The sequence below is a fragment of the Ancylobacter sp. FA202 genome (genome assembly GCF_000380205.1).
Lineage (GTDB): Bacteria > Pseudomonadota > Alphaproteobacteria > Rhizobiales > Xanthobacteraceae > Ancylobacter.
The window spans coordinates 4,864,041-4,888,795 of sequence record NZ_KB904818.1 but is presented as its reverse complement, the minus strand read 5'-3'; the positions used below and the strand labels follow the sequence as shown (position 1 = coordinate 4,888,795).

The window sequence follows — 24,755 nt, the reverse complement described above, 5'->3', positions numbered from 1 at the left end:
AACGCCGCCGAGTCCGGACGGTTCCGGGTTAGGGGCGGGGAATGAGCGGCCCGCGTCCAGAAATCAGCGCCGCCGCGCTAGTGGCCCGACTACCTCGGCTGATGCTGCGGGCGCCGATCCTCGTCTACCGCTACAGCTTCTCCGCCTTCATGGGGCGGCAGTGCCGCTATCTCCCGACTTGTTCGGAATTCGCCGAGGAGGCGATCGAAACGCACGGCGCCTGGGCGGGCGGCTGGATGGCGGCGGGGCGCATCTGCCGCTGCCATCCTTGGGGCGGGTCGGGCTTCGAGCCCGTGCCGGCCGAATTGCCGCCAAAAGCCGCGTGGTATATGCCGTGGCGCTACGCGCGAACCCCGAAGGCGGAGGGCGCGCGCGACACGTGACCACAGTGAAGCCTACCTGCGTGGTTCGCAGGAGTGGGCAGGAGAAAATGACATGTCCGACATCAATCTCACCTTCCCCGATGGCGCCGTCCGAGCCTATGCCTCCGGCACCACCGGCACCGCGGTCGCCGCCTCCATCGCCAAGTCGCTCGTCAAGAAGTCGCTGGCGATGAAGCTCGACGGCGTGCTGAGCGACCTTTCCGATCCCATTACATCAGACGCGAAGTTTGAGCTCGTCACCCGCGAGAGCCCGGAAGCGCTTGAGCTCATCCGCCACGACGCCGCCCATGTGCTGGCGGAAGCCGTGCAGACGCTGTGGCCCGGCACCCAGGTGACGATCGGTCCCGTTATCGAGAACGGCTTCTATTACGACTTCTTCCGTAACGAGCCCTTCACCCCGGACGACTTCGCCGCCATCGAGAAGAAGATGCGCGAGATCATCGCCCGCGACGCGCCCTTCACCAAGGAGGTGTGGGACCGCGAGGAGACCAAGCGCGTCTTCAAGGAGAAGGGCGAGGCGTTCAAGGTCGAGCTGGTGGACGCCATTCCCGCCGACCAGGCGCTGAAGATCTACCGCCAGGGCGAGTGGTTCGACCTGTGCCGAGGCCCGCATATGCCGAGCGTCGGCAAGGTGGGCGACGCCTTCAAGCTGATGAAGGTGGCCGGCGCCTATTGGCGCGGTGACAGCAACAACCAGATGCTGACCCGCATCTACGGTACCGCGTGGCGCACCCGCGAGGAACTCGACGCCTATATCCTCCAGCTGGAGGAAGCCGAGAAGCGCGACCACCGCCGCCTCGGTCGGGAGATGGACCTGTTCCACTTCCAGGAGGAAGGGCCGGGCGTCGTGTTCTGGCATCCCAAGGGCTGGAACCTGTTCCAGAACCTCGTCTCCTACATGCGCCGGCGGCTGGCGGCGGACTATGCGGAAGTGAACGCCCCGCAGGTGCTCGACAAGTCGCTGTGGGAAACCTCCGGCCACTGGGGCTGGTACAAGGACAACATGTTCAAGGTGCAGCCGGCCGGCGACACCGAGGACAATGACCGCGTCTACGCCCTCAAGCCGATGAACTGCCCCGGCCATGTGCAGATCTTCAAGCACGGGCTGAAGTCCTATCGCGACCTGCCCATGCGCCTCGCCGAATTCGGCGCGGTCCATCGCTATGAGCCATCGGGCGCGCTGCACGGGCTGATGCGCGTGCGCGGCTTCACCCAGGACGACGCCCACATCTTCTGCACCGAGGAGCAGATGGCGGCGGAGTGCCTGAAAATCAACGAACTGATCCTCTCCACCTATGCCGATTTCGGCTTCGAGGAGATCGTGGTCAAGCTCTCCACCCGCCCGGAGAAGCGCGTCGGTTCTGATGCGGTGTGGGATCACGCCGAGGACGTGATGGGCCGCGTGCTCACCCAGATCGAGGCGGAATCGGGCGGCAAGATCAAGACCGGCATTCTGCCGGGCGAGGGCGCTTTCTACGGCCCGAAATTCGAGTACACGCTGCGCGATGCGATCGGCCGTGAATGGCAGTGCGGCACCACGCAGGTCGATTTCAACCTGCCGGAACGCTTCGGCGCCTTCTATGTCGACGCGGACGGCTCGAAGAAGACGCCGGTCATGATCCACCGCGCCATCTGCGGCTCGATGGAGCGCTTCACCGGCATATTGATCGAACACCATGCCGGCCATTTCCCGCTCTGGCTGGCGCCGGTGCAGGCGGTGGTGGCGACCATCACCTCCGAGGGCGACGACTATGCCCGGGAGATCGTTGCGCTGGCGAAGAAGCGTGGCCTGCGTGTCGAACTCGATGTTCGCAACGAGAAGATCAACTACAAGGTGCGCGAGCACTCGCTTGCCAAGGTGCCGGCGCTGGTCGTCGTCGGGCGCAAGGAAGCGGCGGAGCGCACCGTCTCGATCCGCCGCCTCGGCTCGCCCAACCAGACCGCGATGACGCTGGATGAGGCGCTGGAGAGCCTGGTGGCGGAGGCGAGCCCGCCCGACACGCTGCGGGACTGAGGGCTTTCCTTTGGGAGCTGTCATGGCCGGGCTGGTCCCGGCCATCCATTTGCGTGGTGAGAAGTCATGGACCCCCCCCGGGTCAAGCCCGGGGATGACGGCGTGTTGGTGGGCATCGGCGTGAGATCTCGCTTGCGCAGGACCCGTCATCCTGAGGTGCCCGGCGGAGCCCGGCCTCAAAGGACGCAGATGATTGCCACGTCACACCGCCTGCGTGCTTCAGGCCGGCCTCTAGCCGGCGTCTCAGCAGGACGGAGAAGGCATAGGGTAGGGCCTATCCGACCTGACAATAACCCGCCGTCCCGTCACTTCTCCGGCGTTTCTGCCGGGCGCACCGGGGGCGGGATCGGCGGCGGCGGGTAGGGCTCGGTCTCGCGCCGCAGGCTGGGATTGCTGGTGGCGCCGGGCACGTTGAGCCGGCGCTGCTGGGGCGTCCAGTAGGAGGGGCCCTGCATCAGATTCTGGCTGTTGGGTCGAACCGAATTGGGGCGCTGGGGCATATAGGGGCTCGGCTTTGTGGTGACCTGGGCCAGGGCAGGGACGGCTGAAACAACCGCTGCCGCCGCGAGAAGCGCCGCTCGAAACATCTTCATCGTGGATCGTCGCGCCTCCTGCTCACCCTATGTAGGGCGGCGTGGGGCGATCCGCCATGCCCCGTCTGGCTCATCGCGCCACCCTCGCCCTACCCGAATAGGGGCGAGGCGCGGGAACGGCGGAACAGGCAGATTTTGTCGGTGTTTGGCGCCGCCGGCGGCGTTGCTAAGGGCGGGCATTGTGTGGATAGTCCGGCCTTGCTCGCATTCGGGCGAGGTTCGAGAAGACGGTGGAAGCGCGCTCATGACAGACCAGAATGCGTCGATTCTGGTGGTCGACGATGTCGCGGAGAACCGGGACCTGTTGATGCGGCGGCTGAAGCGGCTTGGCTTCAGCCATATCGACCAGGCCGCCAATGGCATCGAGGCGCTCGCCGCTATCGACCACAAGCCTTACGATCTCGTGCTGCTCGACATCATGATGCCGGAGCTGGACGGTTTCGGCGTTCTCGACCAGTTGCGCGCCGACGGCCGGATCAATGATCTGCCTGTTATCGTCGTCTCAGCGCTCAGCGAGATCGAGCCTGTCGTGCGCTGCATCGAGCTGGGTGCGGACGATTTCATTTTCAAACCGTTCAACCCGACACTTCTGCGCGCCCGTGTGCTCGCCACGCTGGAGAAGAAGGGGCTACGCGACCGCACCCGCGACGAGCTGAAGCGCAAGCAGGCCGAACTCACGGAAGCCCGCACATTGCAGCTGGCGCTGGTGCCGCCGCCCTTCGCCGGTGCGTTTGGCGGTCGGGGTCTCACCATCGACGTGCTGCTGGAACCGGCGAAGGAAGTGGGCGGCGATCTCGTCGATTTTTTCCCCGTCGGCGACACCAAGATGGTGGCGGTGATCGGCGATGTCTCCGACAAAGGGGCGGGTGCGGCGCTGATGATGGCGCGCACCCATTCCATGTTCCGCTCGCTCGGCACCCGCCCGGACGCGGCCGAACTGTTCGCCGATCCGGCGCGGGCGGCGGGGCTGGTGAACGACGCGCTGGCGCGTGGCAACGCTTCCTGCATGTTCGTGACGCTGCTGCTGGCGGTGCTCGACCTGCCCACCGGCACGCTCGCCTATGTGCGCGCCGGCCATGTGCCGCCTTATCTGCGGGCGGTCGATGGCACGGTATCGCGGCTCACCGCCGCTGGCGGCCCGGCGCTTGGCGTAGTGGAAGATTTCGTCTTCCGCGCCGCGTCCGTTTCCCTCGCGCCCGGCGAACGCCTGCTGGTGGTGACGGACGGGCTGACCGAGGCGCACGACCATTCCGGCGCGCTCTATGGCGAGGTGCGGGTCGGCGAGTTTCTGGCCGCGCTCGGCGAGGAGACGGCGCCGCTGCCGCGGCTCGCGGCCGTGGTGCGGGCCTTCGAGGCCGGGCTGCCGGCCTTTGACGACATGGCCGCGCTGCTGCTGACGCTGGATCCGCCCGGCGTGGCGTGACGATCAGGGGACGTTGGGGATGACGGAAGACGAGTGGGTGAGCGAGGCGACGCTGCTGCGCGCGACGCTGGAGAACATGTCGCAGGGCGTCGCCATGTACGACGCCCGGCACCGTCTCGTCACCTGGAACCAGCTGTTCCGCGACTATCTCGACATGCCGGAGGAGTTTCTCGGCACCGAGCATACCTTCTCCGACTATATCCGCTATCTCGGCGCCCGCGGTGAATTCGGCGAGGTCGACATCGAGACCGCGCTCGCCCAGCGCCTCGCCCAGCTTGAAAAGCCGCACCGCTTCGAGCGCACCCGGCCGGACGGCACCATCCTCGAAGTGCGGCGCGACCCGGTGCCGGGCGGCGGCTTCATCGCCATCTACACCGACATCACCGAGCGCAAGCTCGCCGAGATGAAGCTGCGCGAGGACGAGGAGCAGCTGCGCGCCATCGATGTCGCTGCGCCCATCGGGCTCGTCATCGTGGGCGTGGCGGACAAGGTTGTGCGCCATTCCAATGGCTGCTTCGGCCGGCTGATCGGCCGCGACGCGGGCACGCTGGTGGGCTGCGCGCTGCGCGACCTCTTCGCCGATTCCGCGCGCGGGCAGGAACTGGCGGATATTCTCGCCACGCCGTCGAGCGAACGGCAGGAATTCAACCTGCCGCATTCCGACGGCTCCACCATCTGCACCATGGTGTCGCACGAGCATCTGGATTTCCGCGGCACTCCGGCGGTCATCGCCACCTTCGTCGACATCAGCGACCGGGTGCGCATGGAGCAGCAACTGCGCGAGGCCAAGGAGGCGGCGGAATCGGCCAGCCGGGTCAAGTCGGCCTTCCTCGCCAATATGAGCCACGAGCTGCGCACGCCGCTGAACGCCATCATCGGCTATAGCGAGATCCTCTCCGAGGACGCCGCCGATGCCGGCGACACCGCGCTGGTGGCCGACCTCGACAAGATCCAGGCGGCGGGCAAGCATCTTCTGGGGCTGATCAACGACATTCTCGACCTCTCCAAGATCGAGGCGGGTCGCATGGATGTCTATCTGGAACAGGTGTTCCTGACCCGGATGGTCGAGGAGGTGAAGACCATTGTCGGGCCGATGATGCAGAAGAACGGCAACTGCTTCGTCGTCGACTGCCCGGTGGAGATCGGCACGCTGCGCACCGACGTCACCAAGCTGAAGCAGAGCCTGATCAACCTGCTGAGCAATGCCGCCAAATTCACCAAGGACGGCACGGTGACGCTGCGCATCGCCCGCGAGACGCTGGCCGACGGAGCGGGCGCGGTGCGCTTCGACGTCAGCGACAGCGGCATTGGCATGAGCGAGGAGCAGATGGGGCGGCTGTTCCAGGCCTTCACCCAGGCGGATTCCTCCACCACCCGCAATTTCGGCGGCACTGGCCTCGGCCTGACCATCACCAAGCATTTCGCCGCCATGCTCGGCGGCACCATTTCCGTGGCGAGCGAGCCCGGCAAGGGCTCCACCTTCACGATCGAGCTGCCGGTGGAGGCGCGGGTGGCCGGCGCCCAGATGGACGAGGACGAGATCGTTGATCCCGGCGCGCCTGCCGCTCCGGGGGCGATCACCGTTCTGGTGGTGGATGACGACCCGGCGGTGCACGACGTGCTCACCGCCACGCTCGGCAAGGAGGGCTATGTGCTGCGCCATGCCCGCGACGGCGTCGAGGCGCTGAACATCATGCGCAAGGAACCGCCTGATATTGTCACGCTGGACGTGATGATGCCGAAGATCGACGGCTGGTCGGTGCTCGGCATCATGAAATCCGAGCCGGCGCTGGCGCATATCCCGGTGATCATGCTCACCATCGTCGATGACCGCAATCTCGGCTATTCGCTCGGCGCCTCGGAATACATGACCAAGCCGATCGACCGGCAGCGGCTGATCGCGCTAATCCACAAATTCGCCCCGGGCAATGAGGATGGCGTGGTGCTTGTCGTCGACGATAACGAGCAGGTGCGCGCCATTATGCGCTCGACCATCGAGGGCGTCGGGCTTCCCGTGGCCGAGGTGGCGAACGGGGAGGAGGCCCTGGCATGGCTCGGCGCCCATCCGCTGCCCGCCCTCGTCCTGCTCGACCTGATGATGCCTGTTATGGACGGCTTCGCCTTCCTCACCCGCGTGCGGGCCGAGCCAGCCTATGCCGAGCTGCCCATCGTCGTGCTCACCGCGAAGGAACTGACCGAAGACGAGCGCGAGTTTCTCGCCTGCAACACGCTGCTGATCCTGAACAAGGGCGCGCAGCCGATCGGCTCGCTCGGCGCGGCGCTCGGCACGATCGCCAGCCACGGCCATTGAGAGGGCGAGATGACGAAGATTCTCCTCGTCGAGGACAATGAGATGAACCGCGACATGCTCTCGCGGCGCCTCGCCCGCAATGGCTTCGAGGTGATTATCGCGGTCAACGGCCAGGAGGGGGTGGACCTTGCCCTTTCCGAAAAGCCCGCCCTGATCCTGATGGATATGAGCCTGCCGGTGCTGGATGGCTGGGAGGCGACGCGGCAGGTGAAGGCCAACCCGGAAACGGCGGCGATTCCAGTTATCGCACTCACCGCCCATGCCATGGCCTCCGACCGTGAGCAGGCGATGGCGGCGGGATGCGATGATTTCGATACCAAGCCGGTGGAGCTGCCGCGCCTGCTGGAGAAGATCAAGACGCGGCTCGGTTTGCCGGGATGAGGTGGATCCCGCACCGTCGCCATTCCGTCATGCGACGCTTTCATAACGGCCCGCGCCTTGCACCCGTTCCGCATCAAGGCGTCGCGGGAACCGATCGTCGCGCGCATTCGACAGTCAATCGGACGACAAGGTAGGCCATGGCGACAATCGCGCTCATGTTCAGTGGGCTGGGCTTGTTCTTCATCGGGGTACGCGGCCTCTCCGCCAATCTCGTGCCGCTTGTCGGGCGACGGGCCCGCGCCGCTTTCGCGCGTGCGCTGCGTGGCAATGTCAGCGCCGCGCTCAGCGGCACGCTGGCGGGGATGATCACCCAGAGCTCCACCGCCGTGTCGTGGATCGTTGTCTCCTTCGTGCGCGGCGGTGTGCTGACCGATGGGCCGGCGCTGCTGGCGCCAAGCTGGGCCAATGTCGGCACCTCGCTGCTGCCGCTGATCGTCGCCGTCGATACCTCGACCGCTGCCGGCCTCGTCATCGGCGTCGTCGGCTTCATGACCTATTTCCGCCTGGCGCGCGGCGACCGCATGCGCAACGTGCTGGAAGCGGCGCTCGGCGCCGGGCTTCTTCTGTTCGGCATGCATCTGGTCTCCGTCGCTGTCGGCCCGATGCGCGAGGCGTTGCTGGGCCATCCCTGGTGGGAGCAGGCGGTGGAGAATCCCTGGCTGCTGGCGCTGATCGGCGCCGGCTTCTCGGTGGCGGCGCAATCCTCCTCGGTGGCTGCGGCGCTGGCGGTGGCGGCGGTGGGGGGCGGCCTGCTGGATTTCGGCACGGCGCTGCCGCTGATCGCCGGGGCCAATGCGGCCGGGATGATCAACAATGCCGTGCTGATACCCGGCGAGACCCGGCCGGGCCGGGTCGTGTTCGCGCTGCAGGTGGTGCAGAAGGGCGCCGGCTCGCTGCTGCTGGTGGCGCTCGCCCTCGTCCTCGCTTGGCGCCCCGATCTGGTCAACGCGCTGGTCGACCCGGGGCAGGGCGATGTCGGTGCGGCGCTGGCGCTTATCTTCCTGGCGGCGCAGATCGGCGGCGCGCTGATGTCTGCCCTGCTGGAGGGACCGACCCGCCGCATCGTGGCCCGGCTGTTGCCGATGAACGCGGTGGAGACGCTGTCCCAGCCCGCCTTCCTGCTGCGCGAGGCGCTGGGCGACACCGAGGCGGCGCTCGACCTGTCCATGCGCGAGGTGGCGCGCCTGAGTGGCCGGCTGCCGCAGATGATCGAGCATGTGCGCGAGGAGGGCGATCCCGCCACGCCCTCGGCCGCCGTGCTGCGCGCCGCCGGGGCGACCTTGACCGAAACCACACGCGCCTATCTCGCGTCGCTGCTCGACGCGCCGCTGGCCCGTGACCAGGTGGCGGTGGCACTGCTGCTCGACGACGCGGCCAACAATGCCGGCGCGCTGCACGAGGCGCTTGCCGACTATGCCCAGGAGGCCGCCCATGTGCGCGCCGTGCCGACGGCGCAACGTCTGAACGAGGCGCTGCACCTGCTGCTGAGCGCGGTGGCCGATCATGCCGACAGCCTGGGGGCAGAGGAGCCGGAACTGGTGCTGGCCCTGCTCGGTCATCGCGACCGGCTGATGGAGGATCTGCGCCAGCGCCTCTCGGCGCAGAGCGACCTGACCGCCGAGGAGCAGAACGCGCTTTTCCGGCTCACAGTGCTGTTCGAGCGCATCGTCTGGCTGGCGCGGCGGCTGGTGAATGGCCTGACGCAAGTGCAGCGCGCCCAGCACGCCGCCTGAAGAAGCCCGGCCGGAACGCTCAGCCGGCCAGCGCGAAGGTGAGGCGCTTCACGTTGCGATCCTTCTCGCGGGCATAGGCGAAGCTGTCGCACAAGGTGCGGACGAGATGCACGCCGAGCCCGCCGACGCGGCGTTCATCAAGCGCGCCATCGAGATCGGGCGCGGGAGCGGCAAAGGGGTCGAACGGGTCGCCATCGTCGCTGAAGACGAGGTGCAGCTGGTCGCCCACCCGCCGCACCTCGATGGCGATCTCGCCGGCTCGACCGTCGGGGTAGCCGTAATCGACGGCATTGTTGAAGAACTCATCCACCGCCAGCTGCAGCCGGTAGGCCGGGGTGGGGGGGATGCCGGCGGCCTCCATGAAGGCCTCGATGCGCGAACTAAGCGCGTCGAGCTCGGCCAGATCATTGGGCAGGCGCAGATCGAGCTCGGTGTCGGTCATCGCCCGCTCCGCCGGGTTTGCCGGGACTGTCAGGTCATGGTGGCGAGGGCAGCCTCGCGACTGGGATGGATGGGGATCAGCGAGGAGAAGCCGCTGACGTCGAACACCTCGTGCACCTGCGGGATGAGGCCGCACACCGCCAGCGTGCCGCCGGCACTGCGGACCAGCTTGGTCGCCTTCAGCACGACGCGCAGGCCGGCCGAGCTGATATAGGTGAGTTCGGCGAAATCCAGCAGGATGGTGCCCTCGCTGGGGGCACCGGCGAGGAATTCCTCCAGCTTCGGCGAGGAGGAGCTGTCGAGCCGTCCCTTGACGGCGGTGACGACGATGGTGCCCGCGACGATGCGGTCGATATGTATCAAGGCCTGGCTCCCGAACTCGGCTTTGCGGCGGAAATCGTGGCGGAGGAATTCTGTGGCGGGGCGTCGTGATCGCCGCGCCGAGCGCACGCCAGCCCATCCGCGCGAGGACGAGCAAGGATTATCGGCAAAGCCAAAGCCGCGCAAGCACAGGGCCCGGCGGGCGCCGCCGCCCGGCTGAAGCGCTCCCCGGCGGGGTCAGTGCTCGAAGCGCAGGGTCAGCTTCTGGTGGGTGCCGTCCATGCCCACATTCAGCTTGTCGGCGCGCTTGCTCAGCATGTAGCCGACGAAACGCGCCACCGCCTGTGCATCGCCCAGAAGGTCCTCTGGCGAGGGTCGATGGGTCGGGATGGCGATCGCCTCGCCGTCATAGATCAGGGCGACGTCGAAGTTCTCCTCGTCGAAATGCGCCCGCATCTCCAGCGTGCCGGGCGCGACGCCGGTGTCCAGCAGCATCTCCACGCCCTCCGCCACCACGGGGATAGCGGCCGCGATCACGTCGCGGCGCGCGCCCCAGAGGTCGCCCTGATGTTCGAGGAACTCAGTGACGACGGTGAACGGGTTTTCCTCCGCCGTGACGGCGCGCGAGGCCTCCTGGCGAATGCCAATTCGGAAGATCAGGTTGAGCACGATGGCCACGGCGGTGGCGATGGAGAGCGGCGATTCGAGGATCGGCTGCGCCCAGTCCGGGGTAAGGCGGACGAGGTCCGGCAGGATCGCCACGGCGATGCCGGTGAGGATGGCGAGGCCGACGGTGAAGATGCGCCGGTCGCTGAGCCGGCGGGACAGGATCAGCTCCATGCCCGCGACGGTGAGGAAGGCGGCGGCATAGATCAGGATCGCGCCGATAACGGGAGCGGGGATGATGGTTAGCACGCCGATGAGGCGCGGCGAGAAGGCGGCCAGTATGATCAGGATGCCGGAGACGGCGCCCACTCGCCACGCCGTGGTGCCGGTGGCGAAGGCGACTCCGACCGCCGCCGAGGACGAGGCGCTGGCGAAGCCGCCTGTCACGGCGGTGCCCATGTCGGCCAGCGTGTTGGCCTGGATCGCCCGTCCCGCCTGGTCGAGATCGGCGCGGCGCCAGTCGGCGTCGTCCATGCGCTGCATCGACACCACGGTTCCCACCATGTCGACGGCGGAGAGCACGCCGGTGATGATGGCAGCCGGGATGAGCGCCCAGGAGAAGAAGCTGATGCCGGGCCAGCCGAGGCGCGGCAGGTCGACATAGGGCAGGGTGGCGAAGCTCGGGCTCGGCTCCGGCGCAACGCCGACATAGGCCGCGAGAACCCAGCCGACGGCGGCGCCGATCGCCACTGCGAACAGGCGCAGCATGCCGCGCGAGAAGATCGCCAGCGCGATGATGATGACGAGCGTGACCGTGCTGACAAGGGCGTAGCGCATGTCGAGGTCGGGCGTGATCGCCCCCGAAATGCCGAAGGCCCGCCGCAGCGCCGGGTCGGCCAGCGCCACGCCCAGCATGGTGACGGCGACGCCGCAGACCTCCGGCGGGAACACGGACCGCAGCGCGCCCATGAAGCGTGACAGCGTCAGTTGCGACACCGCCGCAATGAGGCTCATGCCGGCATAGAGCGCGGGCCCGCCCGCCGCGAGCGACTGCACCGCCAGCGGCATGTGCGCCATGTTGGGAATCTGCACCAGCAGCATGCCCGCCCCGCGCTTGGGCAGGCATTCCAGCAGGGTGGCGATCCCCATGAAGATGATGCAGCTGGTGATGAACACCTGCGTGTCGTCAAAGGAAAGTCCGGCCTCCACCGCCGCCACCAGCGGATAGACGATGAACAGCAGCGCGAGCGTCGCATGCTGCACGCCGAGAATGAGCAGGGTGCTGAGCGGCGGCTTCTCGTCGGCCGAATAGAGAATGTTCGTCGGCTTGCGCGGCATGGGCGGGCCCTTGAGGGAGATGACGGAAGCCGGCGTCGCTGCGCCCGTCCGGAACTGGAACGAGACTTCCCGCCCTAGTGGCGATGGGCGGAGAATCTATGAGGGCGACTATGGGATTTCGCCCGAAGTCGGGCAAGCTCGCCCGCGCGGCTAGTTTCGGTCCCCGATCGTCGATGGCCAGAGCCGCGCGGTGAACGTCGCCGTCCGCCGGCCGCCACGTACCATTGACGACATCATTCCAATGATCTATGGAATGACGTTATGAGGTTCGATATTCATCGGCGGCTGACGCCCGGGCGCCTTGAGGAGGCCGCCGCGATGTTCGCGGCGCTCGCCGATCCGGCGCGGCTACGGCTTCTCGTGCTGCTCACCCATGGTGAGGCCTCGGTCTCGACCCTCGCCGCCCGGCAGGGCGAGAAGGTCTCGACGGTTTCCGCCCGGCTGCAGCTTCTGCACGCCGTGCGGCTGGTCCGCCGGACGCGTCAGGGCAAGTCGATCCTGTACGCGCTCGCCGACGACCATGTGATCGCGCTGGTCTCCAGCGCCATCGACCATGTCTGCGAAGATCACCCAACCCATGAGGCGTTTGAGATGTCTGACGGCTGCAAGATCCACCCCGACCATCCCCACCAGCACGGCGCGGGCTGCGGGCACACCGCGATCCGCCACGGCGATCATGTCGACTATTTGCACGATGGCCATCTGCATCACATGCACGGCGACCATGTGGACGAGCATGTCATCGAGGTGAGCGCGACCAATCCGGACGGCTGCACCGCTGGCGAGCCCTGCACGGGTCACGAGGCCGGCCATGTCCATGGCCCCGGCTGCGGTCATGAGGCGGTGCCGCATGGCGACCACATCGACTATCTCGTCGATGGCCGCCTGCATCATCCCCATGGCGACCATTGCGACGATCACGGCCCGGTCGAGATCGTGCGCGGCTGAACCCCGCCTAGGCGGGCGACCCGGTGGCCGGCCATCGCCGGGCCATGCACCGTGATCGCCGGCATGAAGGCGCCGGCAGGCGCCGCACACGCCGCTGCCGCACACGCCGTTGAAAGAGGTGTTGCCGCCCTGCATGCGCGGCAACATTCATGTCCGACCACTCGCTTGAGCGACCCTTGTGATCGCAATTGATATATTATATCAGTTTGCTGATGCGGTTGGGTCGGGAAGGTCACGAGCTTCATTCGGATGCCGGCCCGGGGGCGCGAACCGAGCCGGTGCGCGCGAGCGTGACGGCTGCGTTCCGGCGGCTGTTCGCGCCTTGCCCCGCGTCCGGCTCCCTTGACGACGGGGCGCGAGCGGTTACGGTCGCGGCCGATCAAGGTTCTCCGGGTCCCACGCCCGGAGCTAAGAGGGAATTCGGTGAGGCGCTCCGCGCCAAAGCCGAGGCTGCCCCCGCAACTGTAAGCGGCGAGCCCTCTGCCCATCGTCCACTGACGCGAGGCTCAGGCCATGCGTTGGGAAGGCCGGGCAGAGCCAGCGTTGACCCGCGAGCCAGGAGACCTGCCCGGATCGCGACCAATCTTTCGGGCGGGGTGCTCCGGAGGTTGCCGGCCGTGCAAGGGCTCAATGGGCCCTGCCGGCGCCGGTTCCCTTTGCGCTTCCCGTCTTCCTTTTCAGGAAGCGGTGACAATGACCAAGACGACCTTTCCCCTCATCGGCCGGCGGGCCTTCGCCCTGGCGCTCGGCCTTCTCGCCAGCGCCGCGCTGGCGACGGACGCCTCAGCCGGCACGACCTACCCGCTGATGCTGGAGAACTGCGGCCACAAGGTGGTGATTGACCACGCGCCAACGCGCGTCGTCAGCGTCGGCCAGGCGCAGACCGAGATTCTCTACGCCCTCGGCCTCGGCGACCGGGTGGTCGCCAGCGCGCTCTGGTTTGGTCCGGTCGCCAAGCCCTATGAGGCGGTCAATGCCGGCGTGAAGCGGCTCGCCGACAATGATCCCAGCTTCGAGGCGGTGGTCGGGCAGGAGCCTGACCTGGTGGTCGCCATGTATGAGTGGCACATCGGCCCGAACGGCATCATCGGCAAGCGCGACCGTTTCGACGCGGTCAAGGTGCCGGTCTATGTCTCGCCCACCGATTGCGTCGGCAAGGACAATACCGGCGCCGGCGACGGTGTCCGCACGCAGATGTACTCCACCGAGCTGCTTTACCGGAACATCCGGGAATATGGCGCCATCTTCGACGTGTCGGAGCGGGCCGAGGCGCTGGTCGCCAGCCTTAAGGCGCGGGAGGAAGCCGCCGCCCGCACGCTCGCGAGGCTGAAGGGCAGGGACGTGTCGATGGCGCTGTGGTTCTCCAGCAAGGACATCAAGGGCGATGCCTTCCTCGCCGGCAAGAACGGCGTGCCGGCCTATGTCATGGCGCAGCTCGGCGCCCGCAACATCATCACCACGGAAGAGGAATGGCCGCTGGTGGGCTGGGAAACCATCGCCGCCAACGACCCTGACGTGCTGGTGCTGGTGAAGATGGACCGCCGCCGCTTCCCCGCCGACGACATCGAGGCCAAGCTCAATTTCCTCAAGACCGACCCGGTGGCCAGCCAGCTTTCCGCCGTGAAGAACGGCCGCATCGTCATCGTGGATGTCGGCGCCACACGGCCGGGCATGGACACGGTGGACGGCATCGAGGCCATCGCCAAGGCGGTGCAGGGCTTCGGTCTGGTCAATTGAGCCATCTCGTCATCGGGCCGAACTGGCCGGCGCGGATCGCCCTCGCCGGCCTCTCCCTCGTCGCGCTGGTCTTCGCCATCGCGCTGGCGGTGACGGTGGGCGAAATGCCGATCCCGCTCGCGGTGGCCTTCCGCGCGCTCGGCAATGGGTTGTTCGATCTCGGCTACCCCGTCAGCGCCATCCAGCAGGGCGTGATCTTCGAATACCGGCTGAGCCGGGCCTTGATGGCGGCGCTGTGCGGGGGCGCGCTCGCCCTTTCTGGCGCCATCCTGCAGGCGCTGCTGCGCAACCCGCTGGCCGAGCCCTATATTCTCGGCGTCTCGGCCGGTGCTTCCACCGGCGCGGTGTGCGTGATGATCCTCGGTTTTGGCGGCGCGACGCTTGGCCTGTCCGGCGGGGCGTTTCTCGGCTCGGTGGCGGCGCTCGTCATGGTCGGGCTGCTCGCCGCCGGGGCGGGCGGGGGCAGCGACCGGGTGATCCTCGCCGGCGTCGCCGGCTCGCAGCTGTTCAACGCCGCGACAGCGACCATCGTCACCACAATGGCGAGCGCCGAGCAGGCGCGCGGGGTGATGTTCTGGCTGCTCGGCAATTTCGGCGGCGTGCGCTGGTCGGACCTCTGGGTGGCGGCCCCGGTGGCGCTGCTCGGCTTTCTCGTCTGCATGGTGCACGCCAAGGCGCTCGACGCCTTCGCCTTCGGCGCCGATGCGGCCGCCTCATTGGGCATCAACGTCACGCGGGTGCGGCTGGTGCTGCTGGCTACCACCGCGCTGCTCACCGCCACCATGGTGGCGATCGTCGGCACGGTCGGCTTTGTCGGGCTGGTCATTCCCCATGCGGCCCGCTTCTTGGTCGGCCCCGGCCATGCCCGGCTGCTGCCGGCCTGCCTCATCATCGGCGCGGTGTTCATGATCCTGGCCGATGTGCTCTCGCGCATTCTCGTGCCGCAGCAGATCCTGCCGATCGGCATCGTCACCGCCCTGGTCGGCGCGCCGGCCTTCGCGTTCATCCTCTACCGCGCGAGGCGGCCCGCATGACGCTTGCCACCCATGACGTGCGCTGGGGCGCCGGCGGAAAGCTCATCGTCGATGGCGTCACCCTCAGCGTCGAGCCGAACCGCGTGCTCGGCCTGATCGGCCCCAATGGCTCGGGCAAGTCCAGCCTGCTGCGCCTGCTCTGCCGCCTGCGCAAGGTGGCGAGCGGGGTGGTGACGCTGGACGGGGAGGACATCGCCGCTGTCGGCCGCCGCGACCTCGCCCGGCGCCTCGCCTTTGTCGAGCAGCAGGCGACCACCGAGATCCAGCTCACCGTCTGCGACGTGGTGCGGCTCGGGCGCACGCCGCACCGCGCTGCCTTCGCCTCCTGGAGCACGGAGGACGAGCGGGCGGTCGATGCGGCCCTGGAACGGGTAGGCCTCACCGAGCGGCACGACCAGCCCTGGCACACGCTGTCGGGCGGCGAGCGCCAGCGCGTCCACATCGCCCGTGCGCTGGCGCAGGCGCCGCGCGAGCTGATTCTCGACGAGCCGACCAACCATCTCGACATCCAGCACCAGCTCTCCATCCTCGGTCTGGTTCGCCGTCTCGGCGTGACCTGCATCGTGGCGCTGCACGACCTGAACCTCGCCTCGCTGTTCTGCGATCGCATCGGCGTGCTGTCCGCCGGCCGGCTGGTGGCGGCCGGCCTGCCGGAGGAGGTGCTCACCCCGGCCCTCATCCGCGAGGTGTTCGGAGTGGAGGTGACGATCCGCTTCGGCGCTAATGGCCACCGCCATATCGACTACCTCGTCGATCACGAGCCGGGAGAGCGCCCGTGACGATGCCCGCCGAAAGGAGCGTTCCATGAACCACGCTGACCCCCAGGCCGCCGTCACCGCCTATTGGAGCACCCGTGCGCCGCTGTTCGACGGTGTCGCCTCGCATGTCGCGCAGGGTGATCTGTGGCGCGCGGTGCTGGAGGCCGCCTTTGAGTCCGATGGCCCGCGCGATGTGGTCGATCTCGGCAGCGGGACCGGCGCCTGCGCCCTCATCGCCGCCGGGCTCGGCCACCGGGTGCGGGGCTATGACGCCTCGCCCGGCATGGTCGCGGCGGCCCGTGCCGCCGCGAACGCGGCGGGGATCGAGGCGTCGTTCGAGATCGCGCTGATCGCCGACATTCCGGCTGAGGACGCCGGCGCCGATATCGTCACGCTGCGCAATGTTCTCTGGACGCTCGAACAGCCGATGCAAGCGCTGCAGACCGCCCACCGGCTGCTGCGTCCCGGCGGGCGGCTCGTCGTGTCGGATGGCCTGTGGTCGGTTGCCCCGCAATATCGCTCGACCTACGCCCCTGAGCTGTCGGCCCGCCTGCCGCTGCATGACGGGATTACGGAGCCGCAGATGCGGCTGATGCTCGCGGAGGCGGGATTCACGCCCCTTCGTGCCTGGCAGCAGCTCTTCCCCGTCTCGCCCTATCCCGGCGATGTCCCGTTCTTCGTGCTGAGCGCCCGCAAAGATTGAGCCTGACCGGGCTAGAGAGCGAAGGCTGGACGTGAAAGTTCCCAGCTTTTCCTAAATCTCGGGGGAGATCTGGAGGTCGCTGAGCCGCCTCCGGAAGAGGAGCCCTCTGTTGAAGGAGATTACCGCCTTTGGCGCCTTCGGACCGGCGCGCCTTGGGGATGTACCGGAGCGTATGACTCACCAATAGCTGCACATGCGCATCCAGTGACGGTGCTCGCGCGGGATGCGGTTGGCCTCACAGTCCTTCCGTGCCTCTCCGTCCAGCGCCATGAAGCAGGACTTGCCTTCGCGCAGATGCTGGCACCAGCCACGATCCTCACCGTCCAGGGACATGAAGCACGACTTTCCCTCGACATAGGCCTGACAGAAGCCCCGTTCCACGCCGTCAAAGGTCATGAAGCAGTTCTTCCTCTTACAGATCTCCGGCAGCGACTGGGCCAGGAGGGGAGCGGTCGCGAGGCTCAGGAAGAGCGTCGCCAAAGCGAGAAGACGTTTCATGCGAGGGCCTTTCGATGACCTCTGCGGCAAAGCCGGGTGATTTTTGATGGAAGAGCGAGAGGCGGGCACGTTGTGCCCGCCTGAGCTGTTTCAGCAGGAAGAGGGCTCAGGCCTCACGCCTTGTGCCGGATGGTGCCGTTCATCATGCCGAGCTCGACCTTGGTCTTGTGGATCTCGTGCGGATCGATCGCGAGGATGTTCTGGCTGAGCACGATGAGGTCGGCGCGCTTGCCGACTTCGATCGAGCCCACATCCTTCTCCATCCGCAGCTGGTAGGCCGCGCCCATCGTGTTGGCGTGGATCGCCTCCTCCACCGTCAGCCGCTCGTCCACCGGGTTCAGCACCGGCGCGTCCTTCAGCCCGATGAGTTGGCGGGTGATGCCGACCTGGATCGACTTCAGCGGTTCGTAGGTCGAGAAATAGCCCGCCGCCGGCCAGTCGGTGCCGAAGGAGACGCGACCGCCCTGGTTGAGAATCGTCTTGGTCCGGTAAATCTTGTTTCCGCGGACCTCGCCATAACGCGCCACCATGTTCTCCAGCGAATCGGGATCGGCCGACGACCAATAGGCTGAGAACTGGGCCGTCACATTGAGTTTGGCGAAGCGCGGGCTGTCGCTGTCCTCGACATAGACCAGATGCGCGATGGCATTCCGGCGGTCGCGGGGCGGATTGGCCGCGATGGCCTTTTCGATGCCATCAAGCGCGACGCGGGCCGTACGCTCGCCGCAGGCATGGACATGCACGTCGAAGCCGGCCGCGTCCACCGTGGCGATGAGCTGGTGCCACTGCTCTTCCGTGAAGGGCGAGCCGCCGGTTGAATCGGGCATGTCGGCATAGGGTTCGATCAGCCAGGCGGTATAGCCACCCTGCGACCCGTCGCCGACGATCTTGACGATATCGACATGGACGAGCTCAGTCGCGATCTGCTTGTTGAGCGCGCTCACCTCCGCGACGACGTTGTCGATCGGCAGCGACTTCACCGAATAGGAGGCGGACACGCGGAACGGAAGCTTGCCGCGCTTCTCGGCATCGACATAGAGCTCGATGATCGCGCCCTGGTCGCTGCCGACCGGGGGAACGCCCGCGTCGAAGACCGTGGTGATGCCGGCGGCAGCCGCCTTGGGCAGCCAGCCCTCCAGCAGCCGGCCCATAGCCTCGGCGGTGATCGGCTCCACCGCGTTGACGAGGCTCAGCACCGCGTTCGTCTCCAGCACATAGCCGGTCGGGTCGCCCTTCTGGTCGCGGGCGTAATAGCTGAAACGCGGAATGGGATCAGGCGTGTCGCGGCTGACGCCGGCCATCTCAAGCGCCTTGGAATTCGCCCACAGGCTGTGCCCGTCAATGGCGAAGAAAAAGGCCGGCCGGTCGGGAATGATGGTGTCGAGTTCGGCGCGGCTCGGCCCCTCCGGCGGGAACATGTCGACACGCCAGCCGAAACCGCGGATCGGGCCGGTCGGGTTCTCCTTGGCGTAGCGCTCGATCGCCGCCAGAACCTCGGCCAGATTGGCGAGCTGGAGATCGAGGCCGGACGTCATGAAGGCGCCGAGGAAAGGATGGGTGTGGCCCTCGACGAAGCCGGGCATCAGCAGCCGGCCCTTGAGGTCGACGAACTGTGTCTTCGGGCCCGCCATCGCCTTGGCGCCGGCCTCGTCGCCGACATGGACGATGGTGTTGCCGCGAACCGCCACCGCCTCCGCCCACGGCGCGGGGCCGCCAACCGTGTAGACCGGGCCGTTGTGGAACACGAAATCCGCAGGCCCGTCGGTTGCCGCCTTAGGCTCCTCAGCGCGCGCATCGGTGGCCAAAAAGACCGGGGCCAGAGCCGTCGCCGCCGTGATTGCCGCGCCTCCGCGCAACACAGCACGCCGGCTCATTGCCCGGCTACGTCCGAACGCCTCGAAATGCGGTGCCCATTCACACGCAATGCACATTTTCACCCCTCCCTGAGGTGCATGCACCGCACGCACCATCTCCACACCCGCCGCAGGGCAATAACCACCGACCCGCGCCGGCCATGCCCGTCGTCACAGCTACCCCGCCACGAAAGACCTCTGAGTGACAGTCAGACGCCCCCGATCAAACGAAATTTCTACAATATAATGAAAATTAAGAAAATTATTCTCAGATATAATCGGCCTGTTTGCTTAACTCTTGCCCATCGATCTAGCATAAATAATAATATAGGCGGCAAGTCTCTGCAAGGGCGTTCGATAGACATTCATTTCTACGTATTTTTTTCGTCTCAATATTGAGGCGCCCTTTTTCGTCATTCGATGAGCGGAGGTTCAGATTGTCCGGCATGGGCGAGCGACGCCGGCAACCATTCGATGACCGGCGCCAAAGGCCAGATCTGCCTTTGCCATAAGCTCGCCAAGCCGCTTCGGGCGGGTGATGGCGGCGCGGTGCTTGGTCGTGAGTGCGATAAGTGCGCTTCGCAGATCAGCCGTCACATCCCTTTCGGCGCGGCTGGTTGCGATCGCCTAACGGAGAACCTGACTGCTGAGGCTGCGGGAGCGGCGTGCGGTCGCGCAGTGACCCCTAACCTCCACCGCCCGCAGGACGGCAAGGATCTCTGGCGGTGTGATCTCGTTGATGGGGCGGTTGCGAAGAGGGGCTGCGATTTCGCGCCTGCAGCCAGTGCGCCTTCGGGAGGGTGGCCTCGGCGCGCCCTTCCTTTCTTCTGTTTGCCCGCGAACCTCTAGGCCTGCTGCCAGACCCGGGCGCCGTTGGGCTTCACGAAAAGATGGAGGCCAGCATTATCGGAGCGTTGGTACTCGCCTTCAGGCCTTTGGCCGCCCGGCACGCTGCATCGGACAAGGCCATGTTCGTTCTCCCTGGCGACTGCCGGGGTCACGCGAACATGGGCTGCAGGCCAACAATAAGGCCAACACATTCGCGGGACGCGGTGGCTCTTGTTGCCCCTGGCCGGGACAGCGAGCGGAGGCTGGAGATGAAATTATCCAGCTATGCCAAAATTATGGGGAGATTTTCTACGTCGAGCCGCCCCGGAAACGGGGGGGGGTGGCTCCCTGAGCAAGCAAAAAATACCTTCAGCAGAGCATTCAAATGTATGTGATAAGTATTATTTCAGAATAGGCTGGGCCAACAAATAGGCCAACAATTTCAATGCACTATATGAGTTGGGCTGGGCGTCAGTGAGACGCTATGCGATCTTGGGCGGAAGGCAAGGATTAATTCGGGCTATCTGCGGGTTGCTCGACTTAGGTCATAATGGTCGCTCCGTCGGTCGACGGTGTCGGCACCGGCGCCGTTAGCTCGACCCGGACGGGTTACGGAAGCGCACACCGGCACCGCCGCCGTTCTCGGGAATGAACTCAATGCCTGCCCCCTCTAGGGCCGTAACAATGGCAGCCAAGTTATTCGCGATCGGGACCCGCAAAGAGCGCTCGAAATCCACGATTGTCTGGCGAGAGACGCCTGCATTTCGAGCGAGCAGTTCTTGACTCCAACCCAGCATGGCTCTTGCGCCGCGGCATTGCTCAGGAGAAAGAACCGCCTTCAAGATCGTACTTTCTGATTGACATTTATCATTTTGAGTATGAGCGTACTTAAGCGGCTGAGCGACATGCTACGAACATGACGCCCAGCCTAACCACAACCCAAGCTGTGTGGAGCTCGGATCATGGCTGATTCTGAGATTAGCACGAGTCTGTCCCGGCCATCCCGGAGGGACGTTCTCTCGGCCGCCCTGATGACTGTCGGTGGGACCTCTTTCAACAGCTCACCTGTGGCTCCGCCCGACGACGACGCAACGGATGCGGCTGTCCTTGCATGGAAGGCGTGGCGCGCAGCGCATCGGCGCACACTCGCCCTGTGTCGGAAACAACAAGCTCTGGAGTCCGAACTCGCGCGGACGATCGGCTTTCCGCAGGCGGTTCTGGCTACAGCCGAACTGCCGTCACCGATGCGCATCAACTCCTTGCGGCAGTTCGATGAGCTTGCGGCCGATCTGCCGTCGCTTTGCACCGGGCGCGCCGAAGTCGCTGCAGTGCTGCGCGCGCACCAGCAGCGTTGGGACGACGCGGATCGCGCCATCGGTTATACCGCCACCCGACAGAAAGAGGCGGCGGCTTCCGCCGATGAGGAGCGCCTGATTGCAATGCTCTTTGCAGCGGACGCCAGTTCTCTGCTTGGCCTCTCAGCGAAGCTCGACGTTCTGATCGCAGTCGGAGCCGATGGCGCCGAAGGGGGGCACTTTCCCTGGCCGGAGCTGCGGCGCGTCCGCAGGGATGTTGCGCGCTTGATGCAGCTGCAGCGTCACGATGAAGTCGGCCTCACTGCCTGAAGCAGTGCTCCCGATGCCAACGCAGGAAGTGCGGATGCGGACGCTCGAACGCTCGTTGCGGGGCAATGGCGCGTCCGCTCCGATTGATGAAGGAGCGCACGCCATCGGTGTCGTTGGCGTGCCGGGAGATTCGGCCGCCGATGGCGCAGCGCTCGTCGTAAGCGCGAAGCAGAATGCGGCGGAAGACGTGACGCGGTCCCTCACGATGGGTGGCGATAGGAAGCCGACGCGCTCGCGGATCTCCTCGAATGCAGAGAGTGCTGTTCTTCGCGGAATCTATTCAATGCAGATCCGCGTCCGTGCACGGCAGCAGCGGCGTGCGGTCATCCTGCACGAATGGGTGCAACGTCATTTAGCGAACCAGTGTTGCCGACATCGCGGCTCGACCGAAGTTGGCTGATGCACAATCATCCGAGCCATGACTGGTGATAAGCAACGCGTCGTCGCCGCAGGCTAACCCTATGCTCCCTCGTTCATTGCCGTTAGGTTGCAGCTGAGGTCAGACACAGGGGGGCCTACCTCAAAAGCCAATGAATATTGGCTACCAAAATCTTCTTCAGACGCGCTCACCAGACGTCGAGAAGCAAATTCCAGCGCCGATCAGCGTCGAATGAGTTCGGATCAAAATGATCACTACTGGGTGACCAAGCCCCAAAGAAATCTTCGACTAGACCATCGGTGGCCATTGTAACCAGTGAGCAAGGAGAGCGGTAGTTTCGCACGAAGTAGCCGACGCGGTGATAGTCCTCATCGTCTATCAACGTGGCGGTGCTCATTTCATACTGCATTGCATGCCACATGTCGTCGAGGTCGAGCATACCAAAGGTCGCGCCTGGCCAGAATTTTGTGACACGCGTCTCCAAGCATGTGAGATTGATTTGTGACAGTTCTACCAAAAACCTGCCCATGCGGATGGCTTCATCAACCGATACAAGTTGATCACCGAATATCGACAGGCCGGTTGAAGGAAATCTATAAGAGAAAATCTCCCTTTGATCCTTCGCAGATGCTAGTTTTTGACTGAATCTTGCTTGATGTTCCGAGCCAAGGCGGCGTAGCTTGTCGGCCGTCGTGTTCAGAATGTTAGAGTGGGTCATTTCGATCGATTTCTTGCCGCGCCAATCAACGCAAGGTAATGTTAGTAAGAATGAGCGACATGTGTTCATTATCGTGTAATAGCTAAGGTATGGAATGGCGACCTGAAGGTTTCTGGCCTCCGCATACTCTCCTGAATTGCCAAGAATCGTGGCCCCGAGAACGAATTTCAACGCGAGGTAGCTGCGAATGAACCATTCTGTGTTGTGGGCGTTATCAAAATTTCTCGCTATGGGGTCAAATAACTGTCGCGTTCGTTCTATGTATGATTTCAGTTCATCATCGGTGCAGAGATGCGTCAGTTCTTGATAGTCGTAAGAAACGTCGGACCCGGTTAGAGACACTATTTCGTCGGAAAGCATTCTGTCCCCACTATAAATCCGTTGGCGCAGGTCTGATAAAGCCACCCGGTGAATTTTCCGCAACCTACCCCAATCCGCCAAAGTCGGCTTTCAAGCTTCTGCCTCTTTCGAGTGAACGTTTAAAATGGAGGCGCTTGCTGTCATCGCTGATCCTCAAGATCTGTCGGGCTGTAGTATAATCGACAGCGCCGACTGGTGAGTGCGGCAACCGGCGGCAATGTCGCGCCATGGTGGGCGATCAGCGGTGTTTCGCTCCGGTGCGGATTTCCGCCATGGCACGGCGGTTAATCGAGCGCGTGCGTCGCGTGAGCAAGCCAGAATATCCTGATCGTGTGGCTATCGCCCATCTCCAACCATAGACTTGATGAAGGTAATCTCCCAATGCTCGAGCTTTTTACCCCGCTTACGAACAGGCTTGGTTAACCCCTCCCCAATGACTATGTTTCATTCTCCCGGCCCCACACGGAATTATTGTTATTATTCAAAGAAGTCCTCATCGATTTTCTTGACGTGTAGGATTTCCTCGATCCGGCATCCGACATTGTGACGGATCATGAGCCGGGTCAGGTGCTCGCCATCGATCAGCACAATGCGTTTGCTCAGGTAATCGGCCGTCTCACGGGCACTTCCGGTGAAGGTGGAGGTAGTGACGAACAGGCCCTTGGCAGCCTTATGCCGGTCGAGACTGCCGAAGAAATCACGGATCGCGCCCGGCCCGACGCTATTGCCGGCAGCATAACGCTTGGCCTGGATATAGACGCGATCAAGGCCCAGCGCGTCCTGATCGATCACGCCATCCACGCCATCATCACCGCTCCGGCCGAGCGCGCGGCCGGCCTCGGCGGCTGAACCGCCATAGCCCATGGCGAGGAGCAGGTTGACAATGAGCCGTTCAAAGAATTCTGGCGGCGCCATGCGTACACGGTCCAGCAGTTCCTCCGCCAGTGCCGTGTCGATCCGCCGATGGGCGGCGCGCATCATTTCATCCGGGGTCTGTTCGACGGTGCCTGGTGGGGTTGCCGCAAATGCCGGATCGACGGTTTCGGCGGCGCGCGCGGTGAACTGCCGGAACTCCTCGAAGCGGTTGAGAAATCGGTTGTCTATCCGTAAGGGATTACTGGCAAGCACTTCAGCGCCCCGGGGCGTGAGGCGGAAATGGCCGCGGCGGGTACTCTCTACCAAGCCGGCCTTGCCGAGATAGGTCTTGGCCCAATGTACGCGGTTGGCGAAGACGGTTTGTCGACCCGATGCCAGCAGCATCGCCCGCGCGCTTTCACTAAGCCGTAAGTCCTCAGCCAAACGCTGCACGACGGTTCCGATGCGCTGCTCACCACTCGCGGCCGCGCACAGGACCGGAAGCATTAGGCTCTGATAGTCGGGAACACTGTCGGTGCTGTCCAACGCCGTCATCCAAACACCTTGGCGAAGAGGGCAGAGGCGCGATGCGCATCCAATCACAAAACATGCGCGGGTCGACGAGGCTCGCCTCGCGCGTGATCATCACGGCGGCAATGTCGCCAGCCGGCGGCTGCCGCCTGTTCTTAGTTTTCGACGGGCTGGACTGATAAGGATGAGCACTGCGTTCTCTCCTAGCCGTACGATGTTGCCGTTCCTACGCCACCTTTGCCAGAAAGCACCACTGAGCGACTCGAACAAGTAGCGCTCTTGCACGCGAACGACGGCGTCGACCCCATTGCAACCCTTGACATTTCCGGTCTATCAAACATCAGCGTGTTATCATATAATGCGTTAACGTCGGCTCGGGCCGAG

Annotated in this window: 23 protein-coding genes and 1 riboswitch; of the genes, 13 read left to right on the top strand and 10 right to left on the bottom strand. The window is 65.2% G+C overall.

The features are described 5' to 3' along the window. Window positions 1–41: 41 nt before the first annotated feature. Both yidD and thrS read left to right on the top strand, forming a co-directional pair. Complete coding sequence (yidD, locus tag A3M1_RS0122735; RefSeq protein ID WP_081620320.1) at window positions 42–383, top strand: membrane protein insertion efficiency factor YidD; 342 nt, start codon at window positions 42–44, stop codon at window positions 381–383. 52 nt (window positions 384–435) lie between these two features. Continuing rightward, the gene (thrS, locus tag A3M1_RS0122730) at window positions 436–2,397 is read left to right on the top strand and encodes a threonine--tRNA ligase (protein WP_018391290.1); all 1,962 of its coding nucleotides are present in this window, start codon (window positions 436–438) and stop codon (window positions 2,395–2,397) included. Between the two features lie 305 nt (window positions 2,398–2,702). On the opposite strand, the gene A3M1_RS0122725 is transcribed toward thrS, so the two are convergent. After that, window positions 2,703–2,897 (bottom strand): hypothetical protein, encoded by a 195-nt coding sequence (locus A3M1_RS0122725; RefSeq protein WP_245261825.1) that lies wholly within the window; start codon window positions 2,895–2,897, stop codon window positions 2,703–2,705. 337 nt (window positions 2,898–3,234) lie between these two features. Here A3M1_RS0122725 and A3M1_RS0122720 point away from each other — a divergent pair, with 337 nt between their 5' ends. The 4 genes from A3M1_RS0122720 to A3M1_RS0122705 all read left to right on the top strand — a co-directional run bounded on the left by A3M1_RS0122720 (window position 3,235) and on the right by A3M1_RS0122705 (window position 8,838). Continuing rightward, window positions 3,235–4,413: a PP2C family protein-serine/threonine phosphatase gene (locus tag A3M1_RS0122720; RefSeq protein WP_018391288.1), complete on the top strand. Its 1,179-nt coding sequence runs from the start codon at window positions 3,235–3,237 to the stop codon at window positions 4,411–4,413. A 19-nt stretch (window positions 4,414–4,432) separates the two neighbouring features. Beyond that, window positions 4,433–6,724: a response regulator gene (locus tag A3M1_RS0122715; protein WP_018391287.1), complete on the top strand. Its 2,292-nt coding sequence runs from the start codon at window positions 4,433–4,435 to the stop codon at window positions 6,722–6,724. A gap of 9 nt (window positions 6,725–6,733) precedes the next feature. Continuing rightward, window positions 6,734–7,105, top strand: coding sequence for a response regulator (locus A3M1_RS0122710; RefSeq protein ID WP_018391286.1), 372 nt, complete (start codon window positions 6,734–6,736; stop codon window positions 7,103–7,105). A 137-nt stretch (window positions 7,106–7,242) separates the two neighbouring features. Further along, window positions 7,243–8,838 carry a hypothetical protein gene (locus A3M1_RS0122705; protein WP_018391285.1) on the top strand — a complete coding sequence of 532 codons (1,596 nt, stop codon included), beginning with the start codon at window positions 7,243–7,245 and terminating at the stop codon, window positions 8,836–8,838. Window positions 8,839–8,857: 19 nt separating this feature from the next. Here A3M1_RS0122705 and A3M1_RS0122700 read toward each other — a convergent pair whose 3' ends face one another. The 3 genes from A3M1_RS0122700 to A3M1_RS0122690 form a co-directional block, all read right to left on the bottom strand. Next, window positions 8,858–9,280: an ATP-binding protein gene (locus A3M1_RS0122700; protein ID WP_018391284.1), complete on the bottom strand. Its 423-nt coding sequence runs from the start codon at window positions 9,278–9,280 to the stop codon at window positions 8,858–8,860. A 29-nt stretch (window positions 9,281–9,309) separates the two neighbouring features. Further along, window positions 9,310–9,642, bottom strand: coding sequence for an STAS domain-containing protein (locus A3M1_RS0122695; RefSeq protein ID WP_018391283.1), 333 nt, complete (start codon window positions 9,640–9,642; stop codon window positions 9,310–9,312). A 195-nt stretch (window positions 9,643–9,837) separates the two neighbouring features. Beyond that, complete coding sequence (locus A3M1_RS0122690) at window positions 9,838–11,544, bottom strand: uracil-xanthine permease family protein (protein ID WP_018391282.1); 1,707 nt, start codon at window positions 11,542–11,544, stop codon at window positions 9,838–9,840. A 261-nt stretch (window positions 11,545–11,805) separates the two neighbouring features. Between A3M1_RS0122690 and A3M1_RS25250 the strand changes: the two genes are divergently transcribed. The 5 genes from A3M1_RS25250 (at window position 11,806) to A3M1_RS0122665 (ending at window position 16,724) form a co-directional block, all read left to right on the top strand. Then, window positions 11,806–12,492 (top strand): helix-turn-helix transcriptional regulator, encoded by a 687-nt coding sequence (locus tag A3M1_RS25250; protein ID WP_018391281.1) that lies wholly within the window; start codon window positions 11,806–11,808, stop codon window positions 12,490–12,492. Between the two features lie 374 nt (window positions 12,493–12,866). Further along, window positions 12,867–13,079, top strand: a riboswitch (cobalamin riboswitch). Window positions 13,080–13,185: 106 nt separating this feature from the next. Continuing rightward, window positions 13,186–14,229: an ABC transporter substrate-binding protein gene (locus tag A3M1_RS0122680; protein ID WP_018391280.1), complete on the top strand. Its 1,044-nt coding sequence runs from the start codon at window positions 13,186–13,188 to the stop codon at window positions 14,227–14,229. Next, window positions 14,226–15,263, top strand: coding sequence for an iron ABC transporter permease (locus A3M1_RS0122675; RefSeq protein WP_018391279.1), 1,038 nt, complete (start codon window positions 14,226–14,228; stop codon window positions 15,261–15,263). The genes A3M1_RS0122680 and A3M1_RS0122675 overlap by 4 nt, the downstream gene beginning before the upstream one ends. Then, window positions 15,260–16,042: an ABC transporter ATP-binding protein gene (locus A3M1_RS0122670; RefSeq protein ID WP_018391278.1), complete on the top strand. Its 783-nt coding sequence runs from the start codon at window positions 15,260–15,262 to the stop codon at window positions 16,040–16,042. The genes A3M1_RS0122675 and A3M1_RS0122670 overlap by 4 nt, the downstream gene beginning before the upstream one ends. A 25-nt stretch (window positions 16,043–16,067) precedes the next feature. After that, entirely contained in the window at window positions 16,068–16,724 is a 657-nt protein-coding gene (locus tag A3M1_RS0122665; protein WP_018391277.1) for a class I SAM-dependent methyltransferase, read from the top strand. 177 nt (window positions 16,725–16,901) lie between these two features. Here the strand turns inward: A3M1_RS0122665 and A3M1_RS0122660 are convergent, their stop codons facing one another. The 4 genes from A3M1_RS0122660 to A3M1_RS26095 all read right to left on the bottom strand — a co-directional run bounded on the left by A3M1_RS0122660 (window position 16,902) and on the right by A3M1_RS26095 (window position 20,700). Continuing rightward, window positions 16,902–17,222: a hypothetical protein gene (locus A3M1_RS0122660; protein ID WP_018391276.1), complete on the bottom strand. Its 321-nt coding sequence runs from the start codon at window positions 17,220–17,222 to the stop codon at window positions 16,902–16,904. Window positions 17,223–17,335: 113 nt separating this feature from the next. Next, window positions 17,336–18,967: an amidohydrolase gene (locus A3M1_RS0122655; RefSeq protein WP_245261824.1), complete on the bottom strand. Its 1,632-nt coding sequence runs from the start codon at window positions 18,965–18,967 to the stop codon at window positions 17,336–17,338. A gap of 735 nt (window positions 18,968–19,702) precedes the next feature. Next, complete coding sequence (locus A3M1_RS27245; protein ID WP_371258790.1) at window positions 19,703–19,816, bottom strand: hypothetical protein; 114 nt, start codon at window positions 19,814–19,816, stop codon at window positions 19,703–19,705. A 677-nt stretch (window positions 19,817–20,493) separates the two neighbouring features. Next, a complete protein-coding gene (locus tag A3M1_RS26095) occupies window positions 20,494–20,700 on the bottom strand; it encodes a helix-turn-helix domain-containing protein (RefSeq protein WP_081620321.1) in 207 nt (68 codons plus the stop codon). A gap of 165 nt (window positions 20,701–20,865) precedes the next feature. On the opposite strand from A3M1_RS26095, the gene A3M1_RS0122650 reads away from it, so the two are divergent. Both A3M1_RS0122650 and A3M1_RS27240 read left to right on the top strand, forming a co-directional pair. Beyond that, window positions 20,866–21,528, top strand: coding sequence for a hypothetical protein (locus A3M1_RS0122650; protein ID WP_018391274.1), 663 nt, complete (start codon window positions 20,866–20,868; stop codon window positions 21,526–21,528). Window positions 21,529–21,562: 34 nt separating this feature from the next. Beyond that, entirely contained in the window at window positions 21,563–21,928 is a 366-nt protein-coding gene (locus tag A3M1_RS27240) for a hypothetical protein (RefSeq protein ID WP_156029573.1), read from the top strand. A gap of 166 nt (window positions 21,929–22,094) precedes the next feature. Here the strand turns inward: A3M1_RS27240 and A3M1_RS26985 are convergent, their stop codons facing one another. Both A3M1_RS26985 and A3M1_RS0122640 read right to left on the bottom strand, forming a co-directional pair. Beyond that, window positions 22,095–22,985 carry a hypothetical protein gene (locus tag A3M1_RS26985; RefSeq protein ID WP_245261823.1) on the bottom strand — a complete coding sequence of 297 codons (891 nt, stop codon included), beginning with the start codon at window positions 22,983–22,985 and terminating at the stop codon, window positions 22,095–22,097. 477 nt (window positions 22,986–23,462) lie between these two features. Beyond that, window positions 23,463–24,386 carry a restriction endonuclease gene (locus tag A3M1_RS0122640; protein WP_245261821.1) on the bottom strand — a complete coding sequence of 308 codons (924 nt, stop codon included), beginning with the start codon at window positions 24,384–24,386 and terminating at the stop codon, window positions 23,463–23,465. Between the last annotated feature and the right edge of the window lie 369 nt (window positions 24,387–24,755).

What these genes read in the sequence shown, in the direction of transcription:
- A3M1_RS0122650 (WP_018391274.1), top strand. Translation starts at nt 20,866, where the DNA reads ATGGCTGATTCTGAGATTAGCACGAGTCTGTCCCGGCCATCCCGGAGG.
- A3M1_RS0122665 (WP_018391277.1), top strand. Translation starts at nt 16,068, where the DNA reads ATGAACCACGCTGACCCCCAGGCCGCCGTCACCGCCTATTGGAGCACC.
- A3M1_RS0122660 (WP_018391276.1), bottom strand. Translation starts at nt 17,222, where the DNA reads ATGAAACGTCTTCTCGCTTTGGCGACGCTCTTCCTGAGCCTCGCGACC.
- A3M1_RS0122725 (WP_245261825.1), bottom strand. Translation starts at nt 2,897, where the DNA reads ATGCCCCAGCGCCCCAATTCGGTTCGACCCAACAGCCAGAATCTGATG.
- A3M1_RS0122680 (WP_018391280.1), top strand. Translation starts at nt 13,186, where the DNA reads ATGACCAAGACGACCTTTCCCCTCATCGGCCGGCGGGCCTTCGCCCTG.
- A3M1_RS0122690 (WP_018391282.1), bottom strand. Translation starts at nt 11,544, where the DNA reads ATGCCGCGCAAGCCGACGAACATTCTCTATTCGGCCGACGAGAAGCCG.
- A3M1_RS0122670 (WP_018391278.1), top strand. Translation starts at nt 15,260, where the DNA reads ATGACGCTTGCCACCCATGACGTGCGCTGGGGCGCCGGCGGAAAGCTC.
- yidD (WP_081620320.1), top strand. Translation starts at nt 42, where the DNA reads ATGAGCGGCCCGCGTCCAGAAATCAGCGCCGCCGCGCTAGTGGCCCGA.
- A3M1_RS25250 (WP_018391281.1), top strand. Translation starts at nt 11,806, where the DNA reads ATGAGGTTCGATATTCATCGGCGGCTGACGCCCGGGCGCCTTGAGGAG.
- A3M1_RS0122705 (WP_018391285.1), top strand. Translation starts at nt 7,243, where the DNA reads ATGGCGACAATCGCGCTCATGTTCAGTGGGCTGGGCTTGTTCTTCATC.
- A3M1_RS0122700 (WP_018391284.1), bottom strand. Translation starts at nt 9,280, where the DNA reads ATGACCGACACCGAGCTCGATCTGCGCCTGCCCAATGATCTGGCCGAG.
- A3M1_RS0122715 (WP_018391287.1), top strand. Translation starts at nt 4,433, where the DNA reads ATGACGGAAGACGAGTGGGTGAGCGAGGCGACGCTGCTGCGCGCGACG.
- thrS (WP_018391290.1), top strand. Translation starts at nt 436, where the DNA reads ATGTCCGACATCAATCTCACCTTCCCCGATGGCGCCGTCCGAGCCTAT.
- A3M1_RS26985 (WP_245261823.1), bottom strand. Translation starts at nt 22,985, where the DNA reads ATGCTTTCCGACGAAATAGTGTCTCTAACCGGGTCCGACGTTTCTTAC.
- A3M1_RS0122710 (WP_018391286.1), top strand. Translation starts at nt 6,734, where the DNA reads ATGACGAAGATTCTCCTCGTCGAGGACAATGAGATGAACCGCGACATG.
- A3M1_RS0122720 (WP_018391288.1), top strand. Translation starts at nt 3,235, where the DNA reads ATGACAGACCAGAATGCGTCGATTCTGGTGGTCGACGATGTCGCGGAG.
- A3M1_RS27240 (WP_156029573.1), top strand. Translation starts at nt 21,563, where the DNA reads ATGCGGACGCTCGAACGCTCGTTGCGGGGCAATGGCGCGTCCGCTCCG.
- A3M1_RS26095 (WP_081620321.1), bottom strand. Translation starts at nt 20,700, where the DNA reads ATGCTGGGTTGGAGTCAAGAACTGCTCGCTCGAAATGCAGGCGTCTCT.